This is a genomic window from Paenibacillus sp. YAF4_2, assembly GCF_052113225.1.
In the GTDB taxonomy this organism is placed as follows: Bacteria; Bacillota; Bacilli; order Paenibacillales; family Paenibacillaceae; genus Pristimantibacillus.
On record NZ_JBFRCT010000018.1, the window covers coordinates 1 to 24,928 of the forward strand.

Genomic DNA, 24,928 nt, shown 5'->3' on the forward strand with positions numbered 1-24,928 from the left:
GTCCTGAGCCAGGATCAAACTCTCCATGAAATGGTTCTGTTTGACTTGCTCAAACTTGTTTTTATCGCTTTTTCCGTTATTTCTAACGGGGCAGTTTTGCTCGTTGTTCAGTTTTCAAAGAACAATTTTCTTTCGTTTGTCGACCGTTTTTCTCAGCGGCGACTTTTATAATATATCACAGTTGCCTAGTTGATTGCAAGTTCTTTTTTAAATCTTTTTTTGAAGCTTGTTTTCCCTTGCACTTGGCGCGAGAAGTAATATACCATGAATCAAACAATAAGGTCAACCCTTGATTCGAAAAACTTCTCGATCTCATACAATCAAGTATTGTACACCAGCAATCAGAGCAATGCCTGGAACACCAAGCACGACAACAGTACCTATTGTAACCGGATTAAGCGGAATATATATGTTCGGAATTAGTCCCGAGAAATTTAATACATATAGGACTGCAGCAGCAAGTACGAAATGAATTGCAAAGTTTCGAATCCATGCCAAAGACAGGCGCTGTCTAACAAGAACAGCAACCAAAGCAACAGATGATAAAACAAGTATAGCAAGCCATATCATGTTCATTGTAATGCCCCTCTCCACGCTGGCCATACGCTGCATGTGCGCTTGGCGATTCGAATTAACATCTCATATCTTTTCTCAGCCGTAATCAATGCATAAATGGCATAGTCGATCTGATCTTGTCCAACAGCGACATTAAAGAACCGATTAGCATTTACCCACTCATTATGTGCCTCAGCAATTTCAGCCCGTAAATGTTCGCCCCATTCTACTGTATCTACTTGTGGAATTGGCTTTACTTGAGTTTTCATTAATGCAAGATCACCTGTATGCTGACTTTTGCCCATCACACTTCGCCTCCTCACTTGTCCGTTAGGACAAGGCATTTCTATATATGTATAAAGACTAGGACAGGTTTAGAACGGATAACCTCCAGAAAACAAAACAGAGCCGCCTTCCCCAAAGGGGGAAGACGGCTCTTTAACGTTACTCGTAGTATTTAGTTTAGTTCTCTGCGACCTTCCAATGCTTTGGACAAGGTGACTTCATCAGCATATTCGAGATCGCCGCCAACGGGCAGACCATGAGCAATTCGTGTAACTCGTATGCCAAACGGCTTAACGAGCCTTGAAAGATACATGGCTGTCGCTTCGCCCTCAATATTTGGATTTGTTGCTAGAATCAACTCTTGCACTCGCTCATCACTCAAACGTCGAAGGAGCTCGGCAATTTTGATCTGATCAGGACCAATACCTTCAATAGGCGATATTGCACCCTGCAGGACATGGTAGTGCCCTTGGAATTCCTTCATCCGTTCCAGGGCAACGAGATCTTTGGACTCTTGCACTACGCAGATAACTGTGTTGTCCCGTGTCTTATCCTGACAGATCCGGCAAGGATCCGTATCCGTAATATTGCAGCAAACCGAACAATACGTTAAATTTCGCTTCACACTAACAAGTGCTTTGGCGAAATCAATAACATCATCTTCTTTCATGCGAAGCACGTGAAAAGCCAACCTTGCGGCCGTCTTTGGTCCTATACCAGGGAGGCGCGTAAAGGCATCAATCAACTTCGCTATCGGTTCAGGGTAAAACAAAACGCGCAGCTCCTTTCAATCCTCTAGCGTAAACGGCTGACGCCGCCCTTACGGCGGCGTCAGTCAGCATACGTTTTAGCTTTATATATGATGGTTCTCCGGCAACTAGCCTTAGAACAAACCTGGAATTTTCATACCACCTGTAAATTTGCCCATGTCTTGGTTCGCAATTTCGTCTACTTTAGTAAGAACATCGTTAACTGCAGTCAAAACAAGGTCTTGCAGCATTTCTACATCATCCGGATCTACCGCTTCAGGTTTGATCGTGATGCTAATAATTTTCTTATGACCGTTTGCAACTACCGTTACAACGCCGCCGCCTGCTGTACCTTCAACTGTTTTATTAACAAGTTCTTCTTGTGCTTTCATCATTTGTTCTTGCATCTTCTTAACTTGCTTCATCATTTGGTTCATGTTATTCATGCTTATCACCTCATCGTTATAGTTAACTAATCTTCCTTGATAACAACTAAATCCTCACCAAAAAGCTTTACTGCTTCCTCTACCCATTGTGGACGCTGTTCCTCCCCGGTGTCAATCGCATCGGGCTGTAATTCCAGCGTTTCACCTTGCTGCTCTCCCGAACGGCTGCTGGCGCTCTGCCATTCCTTCAGCATACATGTGGCTAGCTTCAACGGGTTGCCTATTACATCCTGAATAACCCGTTCAATAATCTCCCGATGTGCTGGCCGTTCGGTTGTCTCGCGGTGCATCGTATTTTTAAAAGCTACGAGCACCGTCCCATCCGTTGCTGACACTGGTTCTCCATCAACAAACCAGGCATGTACAGTAATCTTGGCTTCCTTGACCCGTTGAAGCACTTCGTTCCACTTCATCCGAATCTGCCCCGTACTAGGACTTCCAGCAGATGCCACGAAAGGATCGAGTTTTACCGTAGCTCTGCTGATTGCTGCCCCGTTACCACCAAACCCGCCGCTTCGACGGGACTGATTAACAGCGGGGCGTGCTGCTCCACCATCAGCAGATCCTGCAGCTCCAGCGTTAGCCGCACCATTTTGGATAAGCTGTTCCAGCTTACGTTCCAACACTTCGACTTGCTGACGCAGACGATTCACCTCAGCTGAGGCAGCCGGCGGTGAGGTTGATGAACCCGCCCCCCCAGCAGCTGTACTACTCTCATTGCCAATCGTGCAAATCTTCATCAGTGCGACCTCAAATAAGGTTTGGGGCTGAGAAGCATGCTTCATATCGGACTGATAGCCATTGAGTGTGTCAATCATCCGGAATAACCGTTCAGAACTAAATGCTCCGGCCATCTCCTGGAAACGCTCTGCATCTACAACACGCTCGGTCACCGTACCTTGAGGTGCCAGCTTAAGCACAAGCAGATCCCTGAAATAAAAGATCAGGTTCTCCATACATTTATCCGCGCTTTTCCCGGCCTGCGTCAAACCTTCTACGAGCGGCATAATAGCAGCTACATTACGATCTCTAATGGCTTCAGCCAGTGCATAGAACTGATCCGCCGCCATTCCTCCTGTTACATCCACAGCTCCATCGAGCGTAATTCTGGAACCACCGAAGGCAGAAACTTGTTCGAGCAGGCTTATCGCATCACGCATACCGCCTTCGGATAATCTGGCGATATAAGAGATGGCATCGTCCTCTGCCTCAATACCCTCTTCCTTACAGATCTCAAGCAGGCGCTCCGTTTGTTCCTCAAGCGACACTTGCCGAAAATCAAATCTTTGGCATCGTGAGATTATTGTCGCAGGAAGTTTATGAGGCTCAGTTGTTGCTAATATAAAAATAACATGACCCGGAGGTTCCTCTAATGTCTTGAGTAAGGCATTAAAGGCTTCAGAGGTAAGCATATGAACTTCATCAATAATATACACTTTATAACGAACTTCAGACGGGGCGTAACGAACTTTATCTCGAATATCCCGTATTTCATCAATACCCCGGTTTGACGCCGCATCAATCTCAACAACGTCCATAATATGACCGGCTGTAATTCCGCGGCAAGCATCACATTCATTACACGGCTCTTCCGCTGGACCACGTTCGCAGTTTACTGCTTTCGCTAGAACTTTGGCCGCTGTTGTTTTCCCCGTACCTCGGGGTCCATTAAATAAATAGGCATGCGAGACACGATTCTCTCGAATCGCATTCTGCAGCGTTTGTATAATATGCCGTTGTCCGACCATATCCTGGAACGTCTGCGGACGCCAGGCACGATATAATGCAATATGACTCACGCGTTTACGTTCCTTTCGGTTGCTTCATTCTTTGTTCTTCTATTATACAACATGATTTCTATATGCAAAACAAAAACACCTGCATTCTAGGCATCTGCTTCTAAGAAAGCAGAACCACATCGCTGGTGTTCCTCAGTTACTCTATGAAAATAATGTGTACCGTGCACCTGCCCTCGATAACATGCGATCCAGGCGGCACTCTTGCGTCTCAGCTCGAGTCAGGCACTCCCCCGGCACATGAACAAACTTGCTTACGGCTGCTTCCTTCCGGACCTGACCGGGTTCACAAGCGTCCATTGCGGAGGACCCAACTGTCAACACTGATTGCAAGCGCCAAACCCTGCATCACATAACCTCAAGCAGGAATTCAACCTCGCTAAAGCGGATTGCGAGTTACAGGGCACCGCTAACTCCCCATCTAGCACGGCAAAACTAAGTATAGCCCATCCCAGCATAAAGCGCAACCGTAGGATAGTGGCAGTCCAATCTAGCGCGACGCTGTCACTTTGACATGATAACGCGGCATGTTGAACTGTACAGCTTTCTGAGCTTTTGCTTCAAGCGCCTGAATTTGCTCATTCGTCAGTTTTGAATCCGCTGTTATGTGTACATTCAGGTTCCCCCCATTAAAGGAAACCCTGCTGTCTTTAATACCATCGATTGGCTGCAGTACTTGGCCTATAAACTTCCTGTCCGAATCATAATTGAGGAAAGTAAGATTATTAGGCAGATTAGGATTACTGTTGGAGTAGCCCATATATCCATCATGGCCATAAGTCTCTACCTTCTGGTTATTTGAACGATGACCATTGTTTATGCCATCAGTAGCACAGCCCGATAAGCTTACAACTATTAAAGCAGGTATTGCGAAGCCCATAAACAATACTCGCAGCTTGCGTCTTAGCATTCTTTTGGTAAGCAATCAAAAAACCTCCCTTTAACCATAGGATGGCTAAGGGAGGTTTTCTTATTCTGCCAAATTAAGCCGAGGCAGATAATATTACATGCCGTATTTCTTTTTGAAACGATCGACGCGACCGCCTGCATCCAAGAACTTTTGCTTACCCGTGAAGAATGGGTGGCACACGGAACAAACCTCTACGCGAAGATTCGATTTGATCGAACCAGTCTCGAATGAGTTACCGCAAGCGCAAGTGATGTTGGATACGTGGTATGTCGGATGAATACCTTGTTTCATCTCGTTCACCTCTTTCTGCCCTGAACCACATGCGGGTCCAGAGTTAAAATCACACATCTCGGATTATAGCATGACCATACCACTCATGCAATGCCGATGTTTTCCCAGCTACTTGCGCATCGCTGCAGGAGGGAGATGTGTATAGGAGCCAATCACAACATCTGGCAGCTCATCACGGAAGATTTCGAGCATTTGTTTCATCCCGTAAATCTCGCCTTTGGCAGGTGGGATCAAGTTCAAATAGCTCTCCGGGTCAATGTTCAGATTACGCATTTGGATCAGCTTCAAGCCTGTCCGCTTCGCAAATCCGATCATGGCCTCTATCTCTTCCTCACGGTCCGTGACACCAGGGAATATGAGGTAGTTAATGGAAGTGTATACACCTTTTTCAGTTGCATACTTTAACGATTTCTCCACATTAGCTAAGGTATAAGCACGCGGCTTGTAGTAGGCGTTATAATGCTCGTCAAGTGCACTAATGGTGCTGACCCGCATAAGATCAAGACCTGCGTCTACGATCGCACGCATGAAATCAGTCAGACCTGCGTTTGTATTGATATTGATGTAGCCCAGCTTCGTCTGGCTTCTGACGATCTTCATCGCTTCCACAATTATTTTGGCTTGCGTCGAAGGTTCGCCTTCGCAGCCCTGGCCAAAGCTGATAATGGATTCTGGCGTTTTCAGATGCTCCAGCATAATCTCCACAATCTCATTTACCGTAGGCTTAAAGTTCATACGTGTCTGCGGTGCAACAAAACCACTGTCGTCTGGTTGCTCGGAAATACAGCCGAAACATCCAGCATTACAGGAATAGGAGACAGGAACGCCACCCTCCCAGCGCTGCAGGAACGTATTCGACGAAGTTAGGCATTCATAACCAAGCGCGCAGTTAGATAAATGCTTGTATAAACGATTCTCCGGATATTTCGAAGTTAATCGCTCCACCTGTCTGCGAACTTCACCACGGTCGCAGTTCAGCGGATCCCACTTATACGGATCATCGCTCTGCTCCGCCGCTACATAAAATCCGCCGTCTTTCCAAACGACTGAAGTATAGCCGAATAACGGAAACTTCTCGTTCTTATCCGTCTTCACGTACCCTGGTAGAGCCAGCCGGGTAAACCCTTGCGGCAATAAAGCACCTACCGCCTGATAATTGCCGGAGAGCATCTTCATCTCACCTGTGTCAGGCTCAATAAAGACCGGCCGCGTATGCGGCAGTCCTACTAGGGTAGCCCCCCGCGGCAATGGAATCAGCTCTTCCTCCATCAGTTCGACGATCATATCGCCACTGCGCCCAAGCGCAATATAGTCAGGATGATCAAACACATTGCCTTGCTCATCCGCATATACGAGATTCATCTTGATGTCCTCCTTCCAGCAGCGCTAAGAGCCGTGCGTTGTGCGCGGCGCTGGCCGCCTTCCAGTTGTTGCGCTGCTTTTAATTCCCGTACCTGTTCCCGTGCTTGTCCTCGACTGCTGAGGCTTCGGCGTTGACTTTTCCTCTATTGTATCAAGCGACATCAAAAACTCACTATTGGTCTTAGAGTCAGCAAGCTTCTTCAGGAACCCGTCAACAAAGTCAGGTGTATCGGTCATATTACGGCGCACAACCCATAATTTATCCAGTTCTTCTTTCGTTAAAAGCATCTCTTCACGTCGTGTACCCGATCTGCGGATATCAAGCGCAGGGAAAATACGACGTTCTGCAAGCTTCCGGTCAAGATGCAGCTCCATATTACCGGTACCTTTAAATTCTTCATAAATGATATCATCCATACGCGAGCCTGTCTCGATCAAGGCCGTCGCGAGGATTGTCAGGCTGCCGCCCTCTTCCACATTGCGGGCCGCACCAAAGAATCGCTTAGGACGATGGAAGGCCGCAGGATCAATACCGCCGCTAAGCGTACGGCCAGATGGAGGAACAACAAGGTTATAAGCACGCGCAAGACGTGTAATACTATCGAGCAATATAACAACATCTTTCTTATGTTCCACTAAACGCAGTGCTCTCTCAAGCACAAGCTCGGCTACTTTGATATGATTTTCAGGCACTTCATCAAACGTAGAGGCAATAACTTCGCCCTTCACAGAACGCTGCATATCCGTTACTTCCTCTGGGCGTTCATCAATAAGCAATACAAACAACTCAATATCCGGATGGTTAGTCGAAATACTGTTCGCAATTTCTTTAAGCAGCAAGGTTTTACCCGCTTTCGGCGGCGCTACAATTAGTCCACGTTGGCCAAGGCCAACAGGTGCAAGCAAATCCATAATTCGTGTAGAAAGTTTGGAAGATGCCGTCTCCAGCACGAGTTTTTTCTGTGGATAAAGAGGGGTCAGAGCGGGAAAGTGAAGTCTTTCAGCCGCTTGTACAGGATCTGTGCCGTTTACGGCATTTACCTGAAGAAGGCCAAAGTATTTCTCCGAATCTTTCGGCAGCCGGCATTTGCCAGATACTAGATCTCCGGTTCGTAAATCAAACTTTCGAATTTGCGAAGCAGAGATATAAATATCTTCTTTGCTTGGCAAATAGTTGATCGGCCGAAGGAAGCCAAATCCTTCTGGTAAGGTTTCAAGTACACCCTGCATAAACATGAGGCCGCTTTTTTCCGCTTGTGCACGTAATATTGCAAAAATCAATTCCTTCTTCTTCAGCTGGCCATAGTACGGAATTTGATACTGCTTTGCTAATTTGTATAATTCGGTCAGCTTCAATTCTTCGAGATCAGCGATCTGAAGATCTGTCATATTCTCACCACTTTGTATTCAGTTTTAGCTATCATTATATACCCGAAATGGCGCCTTCTATTCGTCTTAATCCATAGAAGGCGCATAAATATTGGAATTAACTTTACTCTGTCTCCCGCCAAACATCTGCACCTAAACGGCGCAGGTTATCAACAAGATTGTCATAACCGCGGTCAATGTATTCCACACCAGTGATTTCTGTAATGCCTTCCTTCACGGTAAGGCCAGCAATAACGAGCGCGGCGCCAGCCCGCAGATCAGCAGCTTTTACTTTAGCAGCAAACAACTCTCCGCCTTCGACGATAGCTGAACGCCCTTCAACACGTATATCCGCACCCATCCGATTCAGCTCTGGTACATGCTTGAAACGGTTGCTGTACACATAGTCACTCAGGATACTCACGCCTTTTGCTTGCGTCAAAAGCGTCGTCATCGGCGATTGCAGATCCGTTGCAAAGCCCGGGTAAACAAGCGCCTTCACATCAATAGCTGAATACTCTGGCGCGCCAATAATTCTGATCGATTCATCCATCTCATGAACCGTTACGCCCATCTCTTCCAGCTTTGCTGTCATGGCTTCCATGTGCTTCGGAATCACGTTATCGATGGTCACGTCACCACGTGTTGCAGCAGCGGCGATCATGTACGTACCCGCTTGAATACGGTCAGGAATAATCGAATGACGGCAGCCATGCATGCTATCGACCCCTTCAATTCGGATCGTTTCTGTGCCTGCCCCTTTGATGCGAGCTCCCATTGAATTAAGAAGTGTTGCTACATCTATAATTTCAGGCTCTTTTGCCGCGTTTTCGATAATTGTAGAGCCTTTGGCCCGCGAGGCCGCAAGCATAATATTAATGGTTGCTCCCACACTTACAACGTCGAGATAAATCTTCGCTCCGCGCAGCTCTTTTGCGTGAATACGCATGGAGCCGTGTTCATTTGTTACGGTTGCTCCTAGTGCCTCAAAGCCTTTGATATGCTGATCAATTGGTCTCGGCTCGAAGTTACAGCCGCCTGGCAATCCAATAATCGCTTCCCCAAAACGCCCCAGCATGGCGCCCATCAAATAATAAGAAGCGCGAAGAAGCTTCACTTTACCGTTAGGCATCGGCTTTGACTCAAGGCGGGAAGGATCAATTCTCATAATATCGCCTTGCCAGCTTACTACAGCGCCCAGGTCCTCAAGGATTTCACTATATACGACAACATCGCTTAAATGGGGCAAATTATCCAATACCACTTCTGATTCAGCCAATATAGCAGCCGGAACCAGAGCGACGGCACTGTTCTTTGCTCCGCTTATTTGGACGGTGCCCCGCAGTGGACGTCCACCACGTATCATCAATTTCTCCATCAAATGTAGTCCTCCCGTGACTAGGAAGAAACATAGGAAAACCGCCTAGCGTGCGAGGTTTATACTAACACACTCGCCGTGATGAAGCGGTTCGTCATCCTGTGCTCCTATTTAGTACGCTTCGTAAAGTACGGAAGCGAATTTGTATTGATTACAAAGCTATTATCAGGTCTATTAGACTTTATATTCTGAGCTATTATACCATAACGGGACAGGGAATGGTATTTCCCTTACAGAAGCAGGGATACCACGTGAAAGTCTTCCATATGGGCAGAAAAAAAGGGTCCCTTAGGACCCTACCGCGAAGCGGTTGTTAGAATTGCCGCCGTGAAGCTGCATATTAACCGCGATTCGCATTTCATCGATATCAAACGGTTTCGTGAAATGCATCACAGCACCCAGATCAGTCGCTTCCTTGATCATGTCGAGCTCGCCGTATGCGGTCATCATAATGACTTTAATTTCACGATTAATGGCTTTCACATGCTTTAAAATTTCAAGTCCGTCCATCCCCGGAATCTTCATGTCGAGCAGAACGAGGTCAGGGTTCTCAGCCTTCACAATTTCCAGTGCCAGCCTACCGTTTGAAGCTTGGAAAGTATTGTAGCCTTCACTGCTGAATACTTCCATTAGAAGCACTCGGATGCCATTCTGATCATCAACGATCAATAGCTTCTTCTTCTCCAAGATATTACCTCCCGCGACTCGAGCGACAACTGGTCAACTCTTCCATAATCGTTAATATATTCGCGCGGAGAGGCACATTATCCTGCTTTTCCAATAAAAAAATTGAAACATTCCTTGTTAGAACGGGTGTTCTTATTGTCCGGAGTATTTCAAAGCAGCACGAACAAATCCGCGGAAGAGCGGTTGTGGACGATTCGGACGGGATGTGAATTCCGGATGGAATTGAACGGCAAGGAACCATGGGTGCGCAGGAAGCTCCACCATTTCGACCAAACGGCCGTCAGGGGAAGTACCAGAAATGCGAAGTCCTGCCGATTCAATACGCTCACGATATTCATTGTTAAACTCATACCGGTGACGATGACGTTCGTATACCAGTTCATCATTATATTCTACAGAAGCAAGCGAACCTGGCTTCAATTTGCAAGGATAGAGGCCAAGACGCATCGTTCCGCCCATATCTTCAATATCTTTTTGATCAGGAAGCAGGTCAATAACTGCATATGGCGTTGAAGGATTGATCTCTGCACTGTTTGCGTTGTACAAACCTGCTACATTACGCGCGTATTCGATAACAGCCACCTGCATGCCAAGGCAAATACCGAAGAATGGAATTTGCTGTTCACGTGCATAACGAATTGCAGTCACTTTACCTTCAATACCACGATCACCAAAGCCGCCTGGTACAAGAATACCATGTACGCCTTGCAGAGCTTCTCCTACATTCTCGTCGTCGATCTCTTCCGCGTTCACCCAACGAAGTTTCACTTCCGAATCTGCGTCGATACCAGCATGTCCAAGAGCTTCTACAATGGAAAGGTAAGCGTCATGAAGAGCAACATATTTGCCGACAATGGCGATTTCAGTCGTTTTATGCAGTGACTTCACGCGCTCGACCATTTCTTCCCACTGCGTCATATCCGGTTGGTTTGTCGTCAGCTTCAAGTGGTTAACGACGATATCGTCGAGTCCTTGCTCACGAAGCATAAGAGGTACTTCATACAATGTCGATGCATCGAGACATTCGACAACGGCATTAGCGTCGATGTCGCAGAACAGGCCGATTTTGCGTTTCAGATCTTCTGACAGCGCATGCTCGGTACGGCAGACGATAACGTTCGGTTGGATGCCAATGCTGCGTAGTTCTTTTACACTATGCTGTGTCGGCTTAGTTTTCACTTCACCCGCTGCTTTGATATATGGAATCAGTGTTACGTGAATGTACATCACGTTGTCACGTCCAATATCACTCTTAATTTGGCGGATAGCTTCAAGGAAAGGCAAGCTTTCGATATCGCCTACTGTTCCGCCGATTTCTGTAATAACAACGTCCGAGCCGGCTTCTTTACCAGCGCGGTACACGCGCTCTTTGATCTCGTTCGTAATATGCGGGATAACCTGTACCGTTCCGCCCAAGTATTCACCACGGCGTTCCTTGGAAATAACGTTCGAATAAATTTTACCCGTTGTTACGCTGCTGTACTTCGTCAGGTTAATATCGATAAACCGTTCATAATGCCCAAGGTCAAGGTCTGTCTCCGCGCCGTCATCCGTTACGAATACTTCACCATGCTGGTACGGGCTCATCGTTCCCGGGTCAACGTTAATATAGGGATCGAATTTCTGGATCGTTACTTTAAGGCCTCTGTTCTTAAGCAAACGACCGAGTGATGCAGCCGTTATCCCTTTGCCGAGCGAAGAAACGACACCACCGGTTACAAAAATATATTTTGTCACTTTGCTAATACCCTCCAAGCTCCTATGGTTATGTTTAGGTTTTCCCATTTGTACAATAAACATGGATTAGCAGGTGTTGTACCCATCTATCCAGTTTATGGATTCCTAAATCTGGTTACTGAAACTTACTTCTACAAACAAAAAAAGTGACACCCGTCTTCACGGGGCACTTTTCATTTGGCATATTATTAAACGTTAGCTAACCCGCAAGAGAGCGGCGAAAGCTATATTCCGCTTAGGCATTCATCCTTCAAAAAATGAAAGGTAAGCCATTGCTGCTTGTGCGGTACGTTAACCGAATCTTAAAGCCCATGCAATAGTTTACTCCGCCCGTCTATGGACTGTCAAGCGTAAAGACGACCCAGTTTAAGACGATTATTTCTCTTCTTCTTCGTCCTCGTCTTCTTCAAAATCTCCGTCATCAGCATCTTCATCATCAAGTTCAGCATCAGCGTCGATTTCTTCATCAACTGCGTCTTCCTCTATCTCTTCGTCTTCGATGCTAACCTCTTCATCAACTTCTTCTTCTGTTTCAGCTTCGCCGAATTCACGATCTTCATCAAATACATCGTAATCTTCTTCGTCACCTGCGTACGTTTCTTCTTCTTCGTCCGCAAACAGATCATCATCATCATCTTCGTCATTAATGATACGAGGACGTTTCGCGTTCGTGATCGGATCCTCGTTTTTCTCAACTGGATACCAGCGTTTCAATCCCCACATATTGCTTCCTACGCAAGCGAACCTGCCGTCAATATTGATCTCCGTATATACTTGAGCGATTACTTGGTTAACTCCGTCCGCAGACAGTCCGCGAACCTTCGCAATTTCCATCATCAGGTCACGGTAGTAATAAGGCGTATTGGCCGATTTCAACAATTCAAACGCTAAATCTACCATAGGCATTTCTTTTACCCGCTCAGGATCGAGCTTCAATGTAATATTGCCGCTGCTCATATGGACACATCCCTTCTTGCTATCTTCACTTTCATAATCTTAACCATTATCAAAGTATAGTAAAACCTATTTTATTCAAAAAAGCAAGCCGTCCCTCGGCTGTATGAAGTCCCTGTATCCTGCCCCGAAACAGAAAAAAGCGAAGGGCTGTCCCTTCGCTTTGACTGTATCCATCCGGACAGCGCATGAGTAATGCGGACCGGAGCGATAAGAGTCCCTAAGAACTCTTACTTCATCGTATGTTTGCCATGACGTTTTGACACGGCTCAAAGCCTAATTATCTGAAAAAAGGCAAGTTGCTCATGCGGCCGAACTCCTTGTTTCATACAATAGTTCAGCATCGTCCGTCGGGAGGGGACGCGTAATTGGACATCACCGCTTTTCTCCATTGGTTGAAGGACACGATGGCTTGCACGGGCCAAAAGACAAAAAATCGGATTATCCGATTTCAACAGCAAGGGGATTATCGACGCTTTCTGCAAGAGTGGTCTGAAGCATCGACATTTACCCCTGAGCTCAAATCGGTTAAGCAAATGCGCATCATTCGTGCAATTTCTTGTCAGCTCCCTGTCGAAGCAACATTATCTGGTTTCTCCGGCGGCGTATGGATTGAGAACGACCGCCGTATTTCTGTTCACACAGCAGCCAAAACCATTCCTTTGGAAAAAGGCATCCCCTGGGGCATCCAGCAGATTAAAGCTCCGCTAGCATGGAGCACAACGACAGGACATCGCATTAAAATCGGCGTAATCGATACCGGTGTAGACTTCAGTCATCCCGATCTTCGGCAGTCGTTGTCTCGTGGCATTAACCTGCTCAACCGCAGCATGCTGCCTCATGATGATAATGGGCACGGCACACATATCGCCGGAACCATCGCAGCAGCCAACCAAGTACAGGGCATGATCGGCATTGCTCCTCGAGCACAAATCCTCCCTGTTAAAGCATTCGACCATAACGGCAGCGCCTTTGTCTCCGACATTATTCTTGGCATTGATTGGTGTGTGCGCAACCGGGTCCATATTATTAATATGAGTTTTGGCATGAAAACACGCAGCAAAGCTCTCCTGAACGCAATAAACAACGCTTATAATGCTGGCGTTATTGTCGTTGCTTCCTCAGGTAACGATGGCAAACGACGCTCGGTCGATTATCCAGCGAGATATCCGCAGACGATATCCGTCGGGGCTACAAATAAGCTTCGGCGCATTGCCCCGTTCAGCAACAGGGGAACATTCATCGATATTTATGCACCTGGCGATAAAATCTTCTCTGCCTGGCTTCGCGGCAAATATCATGAAATGAGCGGAACTTCGATGGCTACCTCGCATGTCAGTGGAGCCATCGCCTTGCTGCTCGCATATAGGCCGGGATTAACTCCCGCAGAGATCAAGGCGATCCTGAAGAAAGCGTACCAGCCGCTTCGAAGTACAAAAGCTCCCAAGTATACGGGGGAGCTTGATGTGATGAAGATGTTGGGGGCGGCGGACCGATGATGTGACTGTGGTGAAAGGGCAAGTTCGCGGATTGGCGATGATGGGGCTGGCTGCGAACAATGTATCTCCTTCCGGCTGCGGTTGACGCTGAGAAATTTGAATATACTCGTTGTAACGAGATTTCTCAGTCGTCAAAGGCAGGCGCTAACGCTCCTCCAGGAGATACATTGCCCTTGCCCCGCACCTCATCGGCCCTTTTGGGAGAAAAAGAAAGAAACCGTTCCTCGGGAGGGGTATCCCCCTCTCCGTTGGAACGGTTTCTTTTTGTTGTAGCGCAGCCTAAGGCTGCGCTGTATTTTTTACAGGATATTGGTCTCGTCTCTGCAAATGCCGAGACCTATGTTGTAAGAGGTTTGTGCAGGATAATCGTGAAGTTTTTGCAAGATTCCGCCTCACAGAGGCAATTATACTGTAGAAACTGTAATGTAGACGGTGCAAAGAAGCCGAAGAGACTGTTTATACTGCAATAAATACAATGAAAGTAGCCCAAGCAGCTTAGAGACCGATTATGCTGCGCAACCCATTCGCCGGTTCGCAGCATTTTTTCGTGTATCCGCATAAATGCGGTCAGCAAAATAAGCGGCCAAGATGGGCGGCTGGCGAATGCCAGGCCGCTATGTGAGCGGAACGATTACATCCGCTCTGGAGCCGATACGCCAATGAGGCGGAGCGTGTTGGCGATAACTGTGCGCACAGCGCCGAGCAGGGCGATACGCGCTTGCGTTTGATCCGCGTCTTCAGTGATGACGCGCTCTGCTTTGTAGTAGCTGTGGAACTGCGAAGCCAGTTCATATACATAACGTACAAGACGATGCGGCGCGTATTGAGCTGCAGCTTCCGACACTTCCTGCGGCAGCTCGCCGAGTTTGCGCATCAGGTCGAATTCAGCTTCGGAGTTCAGCTTGCTGAAGTCAATGTCGCTAATAGGCAAGAGAGCAATGCTTTGCTCGTCCGCCTGGCGGAAGATACTGCAAATACGCGCATGCGCATATTGCACATAGAAGACCGGATTCTCGTTCGAAGTCGAGATCGCAAGGTCCATATCGAAATCAAGATGCGAGTCCATACTGCGCATGGTGAAGAAGTAACGAATCGCATCAACGCCTACTTCGTCCATAAGATCCTGCATCGTAACGGCTTTGCCGGTACGTTTGGACATTTTTACTTTTTCGCCGTCTTGGAACAGGCTCACCATTTGCGCGATGAGCACAACCAGCTTGTCCGGGTCGTTGCCAAGGGCAGCCATAGCAGCTTTCACACGAGGGATGTAACCATGATGGTCAGCGCCCCAGATATTAATCATCCGGTCATAGCCGCGGCTGAATTTGTCGCGGTGGTATGCGATATCCGGTGTCAAATACGTGTACGAGCCGTCATTTTTCACAAGGACGCGGTTCTTGTCGTCGCCATAAGGCATTGTCGCAAGCCATGTCGCGCCTTCTTCTTCGTACACTTGGCCTTTCTCCTTCAGCGCGTCGAGCGCCTGCTCAACCTGACCGCTCTCATACAGCGATGTCTCGCTGTACCAAATATCGAAGCCAACGCGGAAACGGCCGAGGTCACGTTTGATTTTATCTAATTCTTTCTCCAGACCGAATTGGCGGAAGAAAGCGAAGCGCTCTTCATCGGAAAGCGAAAGCAGACGGTCCCCTTCCTGCTCCGCAAGCAGCTTACCGAAGCCTACGATATCTTCGCCGTGATAGCCGTCTTCCGGCATCTCAGCTTCTTGACCAAGTGCTTGACGGTAACGTGCTTCGATCGAGCGAGCCAAGTTGTTTACTTGGTTACCAGCGTCATTGATATAGTACTCACGAGTCACTTCATAGCCTGAAAAATCCAGCACGTTGCAAAGGGCATCACCAACAGCTGCGCCACGCGCATGACCAAGGTGAAGGCTGCCTGTCGGATTCGCGCTGACGAATTCGACTTCTACACGTTGACCTGCCCCTTCCTTCGTACGGCCGTAGTTATCTCCCGCAGCTGTAATTTCACCTATAACGGAATATAAATAGCTTTTGTCCATGCGGAAGTTAATAAAACCAGGTCCTGCGATCTCAGCGGATTGGATACCAAACTTCTCCCCGTTCAGGTTCGCGATAATCGTCTCTGCGATTTGACGAGGGTTTTTCTTCGCCAGCTTAGTCAGCTGCATGGCTGCGTTAGTCGCCAGGTCGCCATGCGCTTTGTCTTTAGGAACTTCCAGCACGAATGCCGGCAGCTCCTCGCGTGCAGCCAGGCCACCTGCTACTGCTGCATCAGCAATCGCTTCCTTTACCTTCTCATACATCTGTTCCAACACGTTCGTACTCATTACTCCTACTCCTCCTGTATATGGAGCCGATTATGGAACCGGCCCGACAAATGTTCATTCATCCATAATTCATACTGCCATTCAATCGTATAAGGCAGCACTGCTGATGGCAGCTCCAAGCCGTCATCACCCTTCACCGCAACGAACGCTGTAGCCGTCTCCATTTGAAACGAAGTATACGGAGAGCGATAATAGCCGCTTCGTCTCACTTCTCCCGGAACGAACAACTGCTCCGACTCCACAACGCCGCGGCGTGTGATCGACAGCTCGTCCGTGCGGAAGCGCACCAGCGTCCGAATAGGATCAGCGCTGCCTTCCACCGGTTCTTCGTAACGGATATACACCGATCTTTCCTTACGGAACCATTCCCCTTTGTACGTTTGTACGACGGACTCTCCGTCCTGGGTACTTGTCAGCGTGATCTTAACCGCCATTCTATCTTGCATAACAAAAACTCCTATATCTCCAGTCTTCTCGTATGTTACTACTATATACAGGAAGGCCCGTAATTTCAACGATTGTAAGCTATTCCGATAAATCCAGGTAAGGGAGAATGGCACGCCATGCCTCGATTCGGTCCTCTAAGTTTCGCATCTTTTGCGTGGGAATCGGACTGGTTGAGGGCATTTTCAGAAGGGTAATATCCCGAAACGCCGGATGATCGCGGAAATATTTGCGGAAGGTATCATATGCCTTGCTTCCATTAAATGCAAAACATTTCAGACCCGGATACTTCGCAAGCAATGCAGGCAGGTCATTCGGCTGCTCGTTCTTAATGTTCACATCAAGACTCCCTGGCCGCTCACAGGATTCAATTACATCAAACACCGCCATATGATGCTCCTGCAGAAAAGCAAGCCGGCTCTCGTAATTCTCTTCCGGCGCTCCTGCACCAAAAATACCGTATACCATCCCCCAGAAGTAATTACGCGGGTGACCGTAGAACTGCTGATGCTCCAGCGACTTTACACTTGGCGCAGTCCCCAGCACCAATACACGGGCACGCTCATCAATCACCGGCGGAAAAGAATAAATGCGCTCTGCTTCTTCCACTCGAATCCTCTCCTCAGCACAAAAATCACGTACTACGTATTCTACACCAGCCGCGCCGGAAATAAAAAAAGAGACGCCCTTCATCGCCTCAGCTTTACAGAAAGCTTCGGTGATACAAAGACGCCTCTTTCATCAGCAATTCGCCATCTGCGAGTATGCCGCTTATTTTATTACTTCACGAGGTCTTCTACAAATTTAGGCAGAACAAATGCCGCTTTGTGAAGGCGTGGTGTGTAGTATTTTGTTTCAATCTCAGTAATCGAAGCTTCATCCACTTGAAGCGGATCATACTTCTTACTGCCCATTGTGAATGTCCACAGACCACTTGGGTAAGTTGGGATGTTAGCGCCGTATACGCGAACGATCGGGAATACTTCCTTCACGTCTTTGTTCACGCTTTGAATCAGGTCAGCTTTGAACCAAGGGTTGTCGGTTTGAGCGACGAAGATGCCGTCTTCTTTCAGTGATTCGTAGATACCTTGGTAGAAGCCGCGTGTGAACAGGTTCGCCGCAGGGCCAACTGGCTCAGTCGAGTCAACCATGATAACGTCATACGTATTTTTATGATCATGAATATGCATGAAGCCGTCGTTCACTTGAACTTCAACACGAGGGTTGTCCAGTTCGCCTGCAATCGTCGGCAGGTACTTCTTGGAATATTCGATAACCTTGCCGTCAATATCAACGAGCACGGCTTTTTTCACTTTTGGATGCTTCATAATTTCACGGATAACGCCACCGTCTCCGCCGCCTACTACAAGCACATGCTCCGGATTTGGATGCGTGAAGAGTACCGGATGGGCTACCATTTCGTGATACACGAATTCATCCTTAACTGTAGTCATGACCATACCGTCGAGAACCAGCATCGTGCCGAACTCTTCCGTTTCGATCATATCGAGCTTTTGAAAATCAGTTTGTTCGTCTACATAAGTCTTAGTAATCTTCGCCGTAATGCCGAAGTTTTCGGTTTGTTTTTCTGTATACCACAATTCCATGTCGATAAATCCCTTCTTTCCGTCAATGGTTCTCCATGTATTATAGTAGTTCGGAGCGAAAAATCAACCTTTTCTAGCTTCCTCACATGAATATCGTTCCCCACCTTTTTCCATACTAAGGAAAAGGTCGTTCTTGCGAAGGGAGCACCATCATGAAAAAGCAGCAGATCAGGCCGGGCAAGCCGCGCCGCAAATATGCTTTTCCTATTATAACCGAACGTTTTCTTCCTCATGTTATGAGGTTCAAAAAAAGCTTACGATGGACCGCCGCTATTGCCGCCGTACTGGTGCTAGGTGCTGTGTCCATGTTTCTTTATTTGCGCTTCCAGTCGCTGCCGGTAACATCAATCAGCCAGACCTCCCGCATGCTCGACCTGCAGGGACAGGTAATTGATACGTTCCATACAGGTGAGAACCGTAGCTCCGTACCGCTTAATGAAATCTCACCTTATCTTGTAGATGCGACACTGGCGATTGAAGACCACCGTTTCTATGAACATAATGGGTTCGATATGAAAGGCATGGCCCGTGCCGTATTGGTTAACGTAGAGACGATGTCCGCAAAACAAGGTGCGAGTACATTAACCCAGCAGCTGGCCCGCAACCTGTATCTCACCCATGAGAAAACATGGCAGCGTAAGCTGAAAGAGGCTATGTATACCGTTCAGCTCGAGATGAATTACTCGAAGGATGAGATTCTTAGTCTTTATCTGAATCAGATTTATTACGGGCATGGCGCCTATGGCATCGAAGCGGCAGCACAGCTGTACTTCCATAAACATGCTTCCGAATTAACGCTGGCCGAGAGCGCAATGCTTGCAGGCATCCCGAAGGGGCCGAAATATTACTCCCCGTTTATGGATATGAAAAATGCAAAAGACCGTCAGCTGACCATTTTGAGCGCAATGACGGAAGCTGGCGATATCACGCCGGATGAGGCTGATGCCGCCTATAAGGAAGTATTAACCTTTCAGCCGCTCGGCTCCGGCGAACAGGCGGGATTTGCTCCCTACTTCCGCGATTATATTCGTTACATAGCGGTTGATAAGCTAGGTATTAATGAGCAGCTATTAAATGAAGGCGGAGTAACGATATATACAACACTTGATCCTACTGCGCAGCGTGCTGCGGAGGACGCGGTCAAGAATGGGCTTGCCGGAAGTGAAGAGCAACAGGCGGCACTTGTTTCAATTGATCCGCGCAATGGGTACATTAAAGCGATGGTCGGCGGCAGGGATTATAAAACAAATCAGTTCAACCGGGCGCTCGCCGAAACCAGGCAGCCGGGCTCTTCCTTTAAACCAGTCCTATACCTGACCGCGCTGCACAGCGGCTTTATGACGCCGGTCACCCGGTTTAAGAGCGAACCAACCTCCTTCACCTATGATGAAGGACGCAAAACCTATGAGCCGCGCAATTACAATGACAAGTATTTCAACGACTTCATTGATATGCGCACAGCTATTGCAAGCTCGGACAATATCTATGCTGTAAACACCATTATGACAGTGGGCGCCGACCGGGTTATTGAAACGGCGAGGAAGCTTGGCATTACGAGCCCGATGAATCCGGTTCCTTCCTTGGCGCTTGGTACTTTTCCGGTCAGTCCACTCCAGATGGCTTCCGCCTTCGCGGTCATTGCTAATGGCGGTGTCCGAGTCGAGCCTGTCGCGATCCTACGCATCACAGACCGAAACGGACATATTATATATGAAGCGGAGCGGCAAGAAGAGCAGGTCATCAATCCCTCTGAAGCCTACGTGATGACTAGCCTGATGGAGAGCGTGTTTGAAGGAGGCGGTACTGCGAACCGAGTGTCTTCCTTCATTAAAAGACCCGTAGCCGGTAAAACCGGCACAACATCTACCGATGCTTGGCTTGTCGGTTACACACCAGAGCTGGCAACAGCCGTATGGGTCGGTTATGACAAGAATCGGAAGCTGACCGTTACCGAGGCCCATCGCGCTGCTCCAATTTTCGCCCAATTCACAGAGCAGGCGCTATCCGCCATCCCGCCTAAGATCTTCCCGATCCCGGACGGTGTCGTGAACGTATACATCGATCCGACAAGCGGCAAGCTAGCAGCATCCACCTGTGCGAACAAACGGCTGGAATCCTTTGTATCGGGAACAGAGCCAACCGAGGTATGCGGCGAACCAGCGGGCCAAGATACCGAGGCAGACAACAAGCTCAAAGAAGAGGGCGGTACTTGGTGGAATGACTTGAAGCGTTGGTGGAAGAACTAATTGGAAAAACAAACCACATGAATTCAGACGAATTTGTCTAAATTTTGATCAAAAAGTGAAAATTCTTTGAACATTAGCCGTAAACTGTGGTATAGTAGGATCAAGAAGTAAGCACTTACAAACTTTATGGGAGTGTTTAAGATGGCTACAAAAACAGCAACGGTAAGCAATGTAAAGTCGGATGCGGAAGCAACAGCTGCAAACGTGAAGCGACTTGTTACTTTAATGACGATTTTTGCCTGGACGGCTTTGACAGTGGGTGTGTTGTTATGTCTGATCAATATCAGCCACTTTAGTGATAAGAACACCACTTTAATGGTTGGTATCGGCTGTCTTGTCGGCAGCGTGTTCATTTATGTAATTGGTACAGCGATCAGCCTCGTACATGCAAGAATCCATCAGGCGATGGAAGATCAGCAGAACGATGATCAATCCAACCATATTTTGTAATTCAAAATTGCTTTTAACGAACCGCTTTTTCGTCAATATTGACGAGGAGCGGTTTTTTTGTGTGTTAATTTCCAAGGAAAAAAACCACAGTTGTCAATATGGTGAAAATTCTATTACAGAAAAAAGACGAATTGTTGACGTAATTGTTAAGCCAGCAGTTATTCTGAGCGACTTCTGCTAATCTTAATAGCAAGAAGCAATCTTGAGGAGTTGAAACAAAAAATGAGAAAGTCTATCCGCTATCTGGTTCCGTTGATGATTATGCTAATGGCCGTCATGCTATCCGGCTGCGGCGATCAATATCTCGTCCTCGATCCAAAAGGACCGATCGGCGAATCACAAAAGGATCTCATTTGGATCACGGTATGGCTATGTGCGATCATTCTGGTTCCTGTATTGATCCTGACTGCTTATATTATCTGGCGTTATCGTGACAAGAAGGGCAACAAAGCCGGATACCAGCCAAACTGGGAGCACAGCACAAAGCTGGAGACGATTTGGTGGGCGATTCCGATCATCATCATCGCGATCCTGGCGACCGTTACTATTAAATACACGTACGATCTAGAGCCAAGCAAACCGCTTGAATCGGCTAAGGAGCCGATTACCATTGAAGCAACTTCGCTTGACTGGAAATGGCTCTTCACTTATCCGGATGAAGGAATTTCGACCGTCAACTACGTTCAAATTCCTGAGGATACGCCAATTCGCTTCCGCGTAACGGCGGACCAAGCCATGAACTCCTTCTGGATTCCACAGCTTGGTGGTCAAATCTATGCGATGTCCGGCATGGCAATGACCTTGTATCTCCAAGCCGATGAACTTGGCACATACTTTGGTTCGGGTGCCAACTTCACAGGTGAGCAATTCGCGAAAATGACCTTTGATGTGAAGGCAACTTCTGATGCCGACTACAAATCCTGGGTTGAAAGTGTAAAATCATCTGCGCCTGCTCTCACAGAAGAAGGTTTTGAGCAGTTGAAACAACCTGGATCTTCTGATCAGCAGTTCTTCTCGGCTTTCCCTAAAGGCTTGTTCGATCAAGTTGTTACGCAATATGTTGGTGAAAACGGAGCTAAAGCCCCTCATAGTGGCGAAAAATCAGGCCCTATTCATGATGCAGAAGGCGGGCATGACACCAATTCACCTACAAACTCATCCAGCAGCTCTGAACTGAGCAGCATGACAGGTATGGAAGCTTCTGCTCATACTGCTCAAGAATAAATAATGCAAGGAAAGGAGATGCACTATGTTTAAGGAATTTTGGGATTTCCTCATGAATGACTTCTTCATCACCGGCGACCCGCTTATCTTGGGCGCTCAGGTATCGATTGGTCTTTCCATGGTAGCGATTGTTATCGCACTTACCTACTTTAAGAAGTGGCGCTGGTTGTGGACCGAATGGCTGACAACTGTCGATCATAAGAAAATCGGTATCATGTATGTTATCGCAGCGCTTCTCATGTTGTTCCGCGGGGGCGTTGATGCCTTGCTGATTCGGACACAGCTTGCTTTACCAAATCTAGAGTTCCTGCATGCAGGACACTATAATGCCATCTTTACAACTCACGGTGTTATCATGATCTTGTTCATGGCGATGCCACTTATGTTCGGTCTCTTTAATATCGTCGTACCGCTCCAGATTGGTGCGCGCGACGTCGCTTTCCCTTATTTGAACTCCCTCAGCTTCTGGCTCTTCTTCTTCGGGGCAATGCTGTTCAACGTTTCGTTCGTTATCGGTGGTTCACCTGATGCAGGCTGGCTGGCTTATCCGCCGCTGTCCGAGCTGTCAGGCAGTCCTGGCCTTGGTCAAGACTTCTATATTTGGGGGATTCAAATCTCCGGTATCGGTTCCCTGGCGTCCGGTATCAACTTCGTTGTTACGATCCTGAAGATGCGCGCACCTGGCATGAAGCTGATGCAAATGCCGATGTTCACTTGGTCCGTTCTGTCGTCTTCGATTACAATTATGTTCGCATTCCCGATTCTGACAGTAACGCTGTTCCTGCTCTTTATCGACCGTTACCTAGGTGCTCACTTCTTCACCCTTGACGGTGGAGGCAACCCGATGATGTATGTCAACCTCATCTGGATGTGGGGTCACCCGGAAGTATATATCGTTATATTACCGGCCTTCGGGGTATTCTCTGATGTCGTATCAACCTTCTCGAAGAAAAAACTGTTCGGCTACAAATCAATGGTATTTGCGCTTATGTCGATCAGCTTCTTCTCCTTCTTTACCTGGCTTCATCACTTCTTCACCATGGGATCCGGCGCCGACGTTAATGCGTTCTTCGCGGTCACGACGATGCTTATTGCGATACCAACCGGTGTAAAAGTATTCAACTGGCTGTTTACGATGTTCCGAGGACGGATCACCTTTAGCCAGCCAATGTTATGGACGATAGCGTTCATACCATGTTTTGTCGTCGGTGGTATGACGGGGGTTATGCTTTCCGTTGCGCCTGCTGACTTCCAATTCCACAACAGTTACTTCCTGATCGCCCACTTCCACCAAGTACTGATCGGTGGCGTTGTATTTGGTTACTTCGCTGGCCTTTACTACTGGTGGCCAAAAATGTTCGGCTTCAAGCTGCATGATGGTCTTGGCAAATGGGCATTCTGGCTTTGGAATATCGGCTTCTACGTGTGCTTCATGCCGCAATATGCACTTGGTCTGATGGGTATGACACGTCGTTTCAACGAATACAACTTCGACATGGGCTGGCAGCCGCTTAACATCGTATCTACGGTTGGTGCCTTCATCATGGGTCTGGCGTTTATCTTCCAAGTGTGGCAAATTGCACACAGCATCAAGTTCTTGAAGAAAGAAAAAAGCGGCGACGCATGGGGAGACGGCCGTACACTCGAATGGTCGATTCCATCGCCTGCACCAATGTACAATTTCGCACGTCTTCCTGAGGTTTCGAGCTCGGATGCATGGTGGGAAGAAAAGCAGCGTCTTGCAAATGGCGGCGAACCAAAACCATTGGCACCGCTTGAACCAATTCATATGCCGAGAAATTCAGGGATTCCGTTCATCATGTCTGTGTTCTTCTTCATTGCCGGCTTCGGCTTTGTATGGCACTGGACTTGGATGCTCGTTCCGGGCCTGATCGGTGTAGGATGCTGCTTGCTCGCTCGTTCCTTCGATTACGATACGGACTACTACATTCCGGTTGATGAGATCGAACGTACCGAAGCAGCATTAAAGGGGGGACGTTAAATGGCACACACAGCAGCGCCACATGGCGGCCATGGTCCTAATGACCACGGCCACCATGACGATCACCATGATCATGAATCGATCAAGGTGCTTGGCTTCTGGATGTTTCTTATAACCGACGTTATTTTGTTCGGTACTTTATTTGCAACATTCTCCGTGCTTCATAACAGCACAAACGGCGGTCCTACGCCGCATGAGATGTTCGAGATGCCTGGCGTTATCGCCGAGACATTTATCTTGTTAACATCCAGCTTTACAAGTGGTCTCGCTGTTCTCTTCATGCATAAGGGGAACAAAAAAGGCCTGATTGGCTGGTTGATTGTTACTGCTTTGCTTGGTGCATCGTTTATTTTCCTTGAAGTATCCGAGTTTCTGAAAATGGTTGATGAAGGCGTCAAGATTAGCACCAGCGGCTACTGGTCGTCGTTCTTCACTCTTGTTGGTACTCACGGATTGCACGTTTCCGTCGGTCTGGTCTGGATGATTGCTTTGATGATCCAAATCGGCAAACGTGGTATTAATCCGGTTACGAAACGTAAAGTTACAATTATCAGCTTGTACTGGCATTTCCTCGACGTTGTGTGGATTTTCGTTCTCACAGTCGTTTACTTGATGGGGGTGATGTAG

23 protein-coding genes and 1 other RNA gene are annotated in these 24,928 nt (G+C 47.7%); 6 read left to right on the forward strand and 18 right to left on the reverse strand.

What is annotated here, in order from left to right; all coding sequences use genetic code 11:
- Nucleotides 1–312 precede the first annotated feature (312 nt).
- The 14 genes from AB4Y93_RS27775 to rpoE form a co-directional block, all read right to left on the reverse strand.
- The gene (locus AB4Y93_RS27775; protein WP_441896901.1) at nt 313–576 is read right to left on the reverse strand and encodes a pro-sigmaK processing inhibitor BofA family protein; all 264 of its coding nucleotides are present in this window, start codon (nt 574–576) and stop codon (nt 313–315) included.
- Entirely contained in the window at nt 573–860 is a 288-nt protein-coding gene (locus AB4Y93_RS27780; RefSeq protein ID WP_441896903.1) for a DUF2508 family protein, read from the reverse strand. The genes AB4Y93_RS27775 and AB4Y93_RS27780 overlap by 4 nt, the downstream gene beginning before the upstream one ends.
- Nucleotides 861–1,012: 152 nt before the next feature.
- On the reverse strand, nt 1,013–1,612 hold the full coding sequence (gene recR / locus AB4Y93_RS27785; RefSeq protein WP_441896905.1) for a recombination mediator RecR: 600 nt from the start codon (nt 1,610–1,612) through the stop codon (nt 1,013–1,015).
- Nucleotides 1,613–1,723: 111 nt separating this feature from the next.
- The gene (locus AB4Y93_RS27790) at nt 1,724–2,035 is read right to left on the reverse strand and encodes a YbaB/EbfC family nucleoid-associated protein (RefSeq protein ID WP_167283032.1); all 312 of its coding nucleotides are present in this window, start codon (nt 2,033–2,035) and stop codon (nt 1,724–1,726) included.
- Between the two features lie 26 nt (nt 2,036–2,061).
- Complete coding sequence (gene dnaX / locus AB4Y93_RS27795) at nt 2,062–3,834, reverse strand: DNA polymerase III subunit gamma/tau (RefSeq protein WP_441896907.1); 1,773 nt, start codon at nt 3,832–3,834, stop codon at nt 2,062–2,064.
- Nucleotides 3,835–3,993: 159 nt separating this feature from the next.
- Nucleotides 3,994–4,261: signal recognition particle sRNA large type (gene ffs, locus AB4Y93_RS27800), an RNA gene on the reverse strand.
- Nucleotides 4,262–4,321: 60 nt separating this feature from the next.
- Entirely contained in the window at nt 4,322–4,756 is a 435-nt protein-coding gene (locus AB4Y93_RS27805) for a hypothetical protein (RefSeq protein WP_441896909.1), read from the reverse strand.
- A 78-nt stretch (nt 4,757–4,834) separates the two neighbouring features.
- A complete protein-coding gene (gene rpmE / locus AB4Y93_RS27810; protein WP_167283026.1) occupies nt 4,835–5,032 on the reverse strand; it encodes a 50S ribosomal protein L31 in 198 nt (65 codons plus the stop codon).
- A 108-nt stretch (nt 5,033–5,140) separates the two neighbouring features.
- Nucleotides 5,141–6,394, reverse strand: coding sequence for a radical SAM protein (locus AB4Y93_RS27815; RefSeq protein ID WP_441896911.1), 1,254 nt, complete (start codon nt 6,392–6,394; stop codon nt 5,141–5,143).
- A gap of 24 nt (nt 6,395–6,418) precedes the next feature.
- Nucleotides 6,419–7,783, reverse strand: coding sequence for a transcription termination factor Rho (gene rho / locus AB4Y93_RS27820; RefSeq protein ID WP_441896913.1), 1,365 nt, complete (start codon nt 7,781–7,783; stop codon nt 6,419–6,421).
- Nucleotides 7,784–7,886: 103 nt separating this feature from the next.
- The gene (locus tag AB4Y93_RS27825; protein WP_441896915.1) at nt 7,887–9,140 is read right to left on the reverse strand and encodes a UDP-N-acetylglucosamine 1-carboxyvinyltransferase; all 1,254 of its coding nucleotides are present in this window, start codon (nt 9,138–9,140) and stop codon (nt 7,887–7,889) included.
- 288 nt (nt 9,141–9,428) lie between these two features.
- Nucleotides 9,429–9,827 (reverse strand): response regulator, encoded by a 399-nt coding sequence (locus tag AB4Y93_RS27830; RefSeq protein ID WP_132312442.1) that lies wholly within the window; start codon nt 9,825–9,827, stop codon nt 9,429–9,431.
- A 132-nt stretch (nt 9,828–9,959) separates the two neighbouring features.
- Complete coding sequence (locus tag AB4Y93_RS27835) at nt 9,960–11,564, reverse strand: CTP synthase (RefSeq protein WP_441896917.1); 1,605 nt, start codon at nt 11,562–11,564, stop codon at nt 9,960–9,962.
- 375 nt (nt 11,565–11,939) lie between these two features.
- Nucleotides 11,940–12,521: a DNA-directed RNA polymerase subunit delta gene (rpoE, locus tag AB4Y93_RS27840; RefSeq protein ID WP_441896919.1), complete on the reverse strand. Its 582-nt coding sequence runs from the start codon at nt 12,519–12,521 to the stop codon at nt 11,940–11,942.
- Nucleotides 12,522–12,886: 365 nt separating this feature from the next.
- Here rpoE and AB4Y93_RS27845 point away from each other — a divergent pair, with 365 nt between their 5' ends.
- Complete coding sequence (locus tag AB4Y93_RS27845) at nt 12,887–14,017, forward strand: S8 family peptidase (protein WP_441896921.1); 1,131 nt, start codon at nt 12,887–12,889, stop codon at nt 14,015–14,017.
- Between the two features lie 631 nt (nt 14,018–14,648).
- Here the strand turns inward: AB4Y93_RS27845 and argS are convergent.
- The 4 genes from argS to speE form a co-directional block, all read right to left on the reverse strand.
- A complete protein-coding gene (gene argS, locus AB4Y93_RS27850) occupies nt 14,649–16,328 on the reverse strand; it encodes an arginine--tRNA ligase (protein ID WP_441896923.1) in 1,680 nt (559 codons plus the stop codon).
- 5 nt (nt 16,329–16,333) lie between these two features.
- On the reverse strand, nt 16,334–16,774 hold the full coding sequence (locus AB4Y93_RS27855) for a DUF1934 domain-containing protein (protein ID WP_441896925.1): 441 nt from the start codon (nt 16,772–16,774) through the stop codon (nt 16,334–16,336).
- 79 nt (nt 16,775–16,853) lie between these two features.
- Complete coding sequence (locus AB4Y93_RS27860; protein ID WP_441896927.1) at nt 16,854–17,381, reverse strand: DNA-deoxyinosine glycosylase; 528 nt, start codon at nt 17,379–17,381, stop codon at nt 16,854–16,856.
- A 170-nt stretch (nt 17,382–17,551) separates the two neighbouring features.
- Nucleotides 17,552–18,379: a polyamine aminopropyltransferase gene (gene speE / locus AB4Y93_RS27865; RefSeq protein WP_167283008.1), complete on the reverse strand. Its 828-nt coding sequence runs from the start codon at nt 18,377–18,379 to the stop codon at nt 17,552–17,554.
- A 152-nt stretch (nt 18,380–18,531) separates the two neighbouring features.
- On the opposite strand from speE, the gene AB4Y93_RS27870 reads away from it, so the two are divergent.
- From AB4Y93_RS27870 to cyoC, 5 genes are all read left to right on the forward strand, one after another.
- A complete protein-coding gene (locus AB4Y93_RS27870; protein ID WP_441896930.1) occupies nt 18,532–20,625 on the forward strand; it encodes a transglycosylase domain-containing protein in 2,094 nt (697 codons plus the stop codon).
- A gap of 141 nt (nt 20,626–20,766) precedes the next feature.
- Nucleotides 20,767–21,075 carry a hypothetical protein gene (locus tag AB4Y93_RS27875; RefSeq protein ID WP_167283004.1) on the forward strand — a complete coding sequence of 103 codons (309 nt, stop codon included), beginning with the start codon at nt 20,767–20,769 and terminating at the stop codon, nt 21,073–21,075.
- 222 nt (nt 21,076–21,297) lie between these two features.
- Nucleotides 21,298–22,299, forward strand: a complete 1,002-nt coding sequence (cyoA, locus tag AB4Y93_RS27880) for a ubiquinol oxidase subunit II (protein WP_441896932.1) — start codon at nt 21,298–21,300, stop codon at nt 22,297–22,299.
- Nucleotides 22,300–22,324: 25 nt separating this feature from the next.
- A complete protein-coding gene (locus AB4Y93_RS27885) occupies nt 22,325–24,301 on the forward strand; it encodes a cbb3-type cytochrome c oxidase subunit I (protein ID WP_441896934.1) in 1,977 nt (658 codons plus the stop codon).
- On the forward strand, nt 24,302–24,928 hold the full coding sequence (cyoC, locus tag AB4Y93_RS27890) for a cytochrome o ubiquinol oxidase subunit III (protein WP_167282998.1): 627 nt from the start codon (nt 24,302–24,304) through the stop codon (nt 24,926–24,928).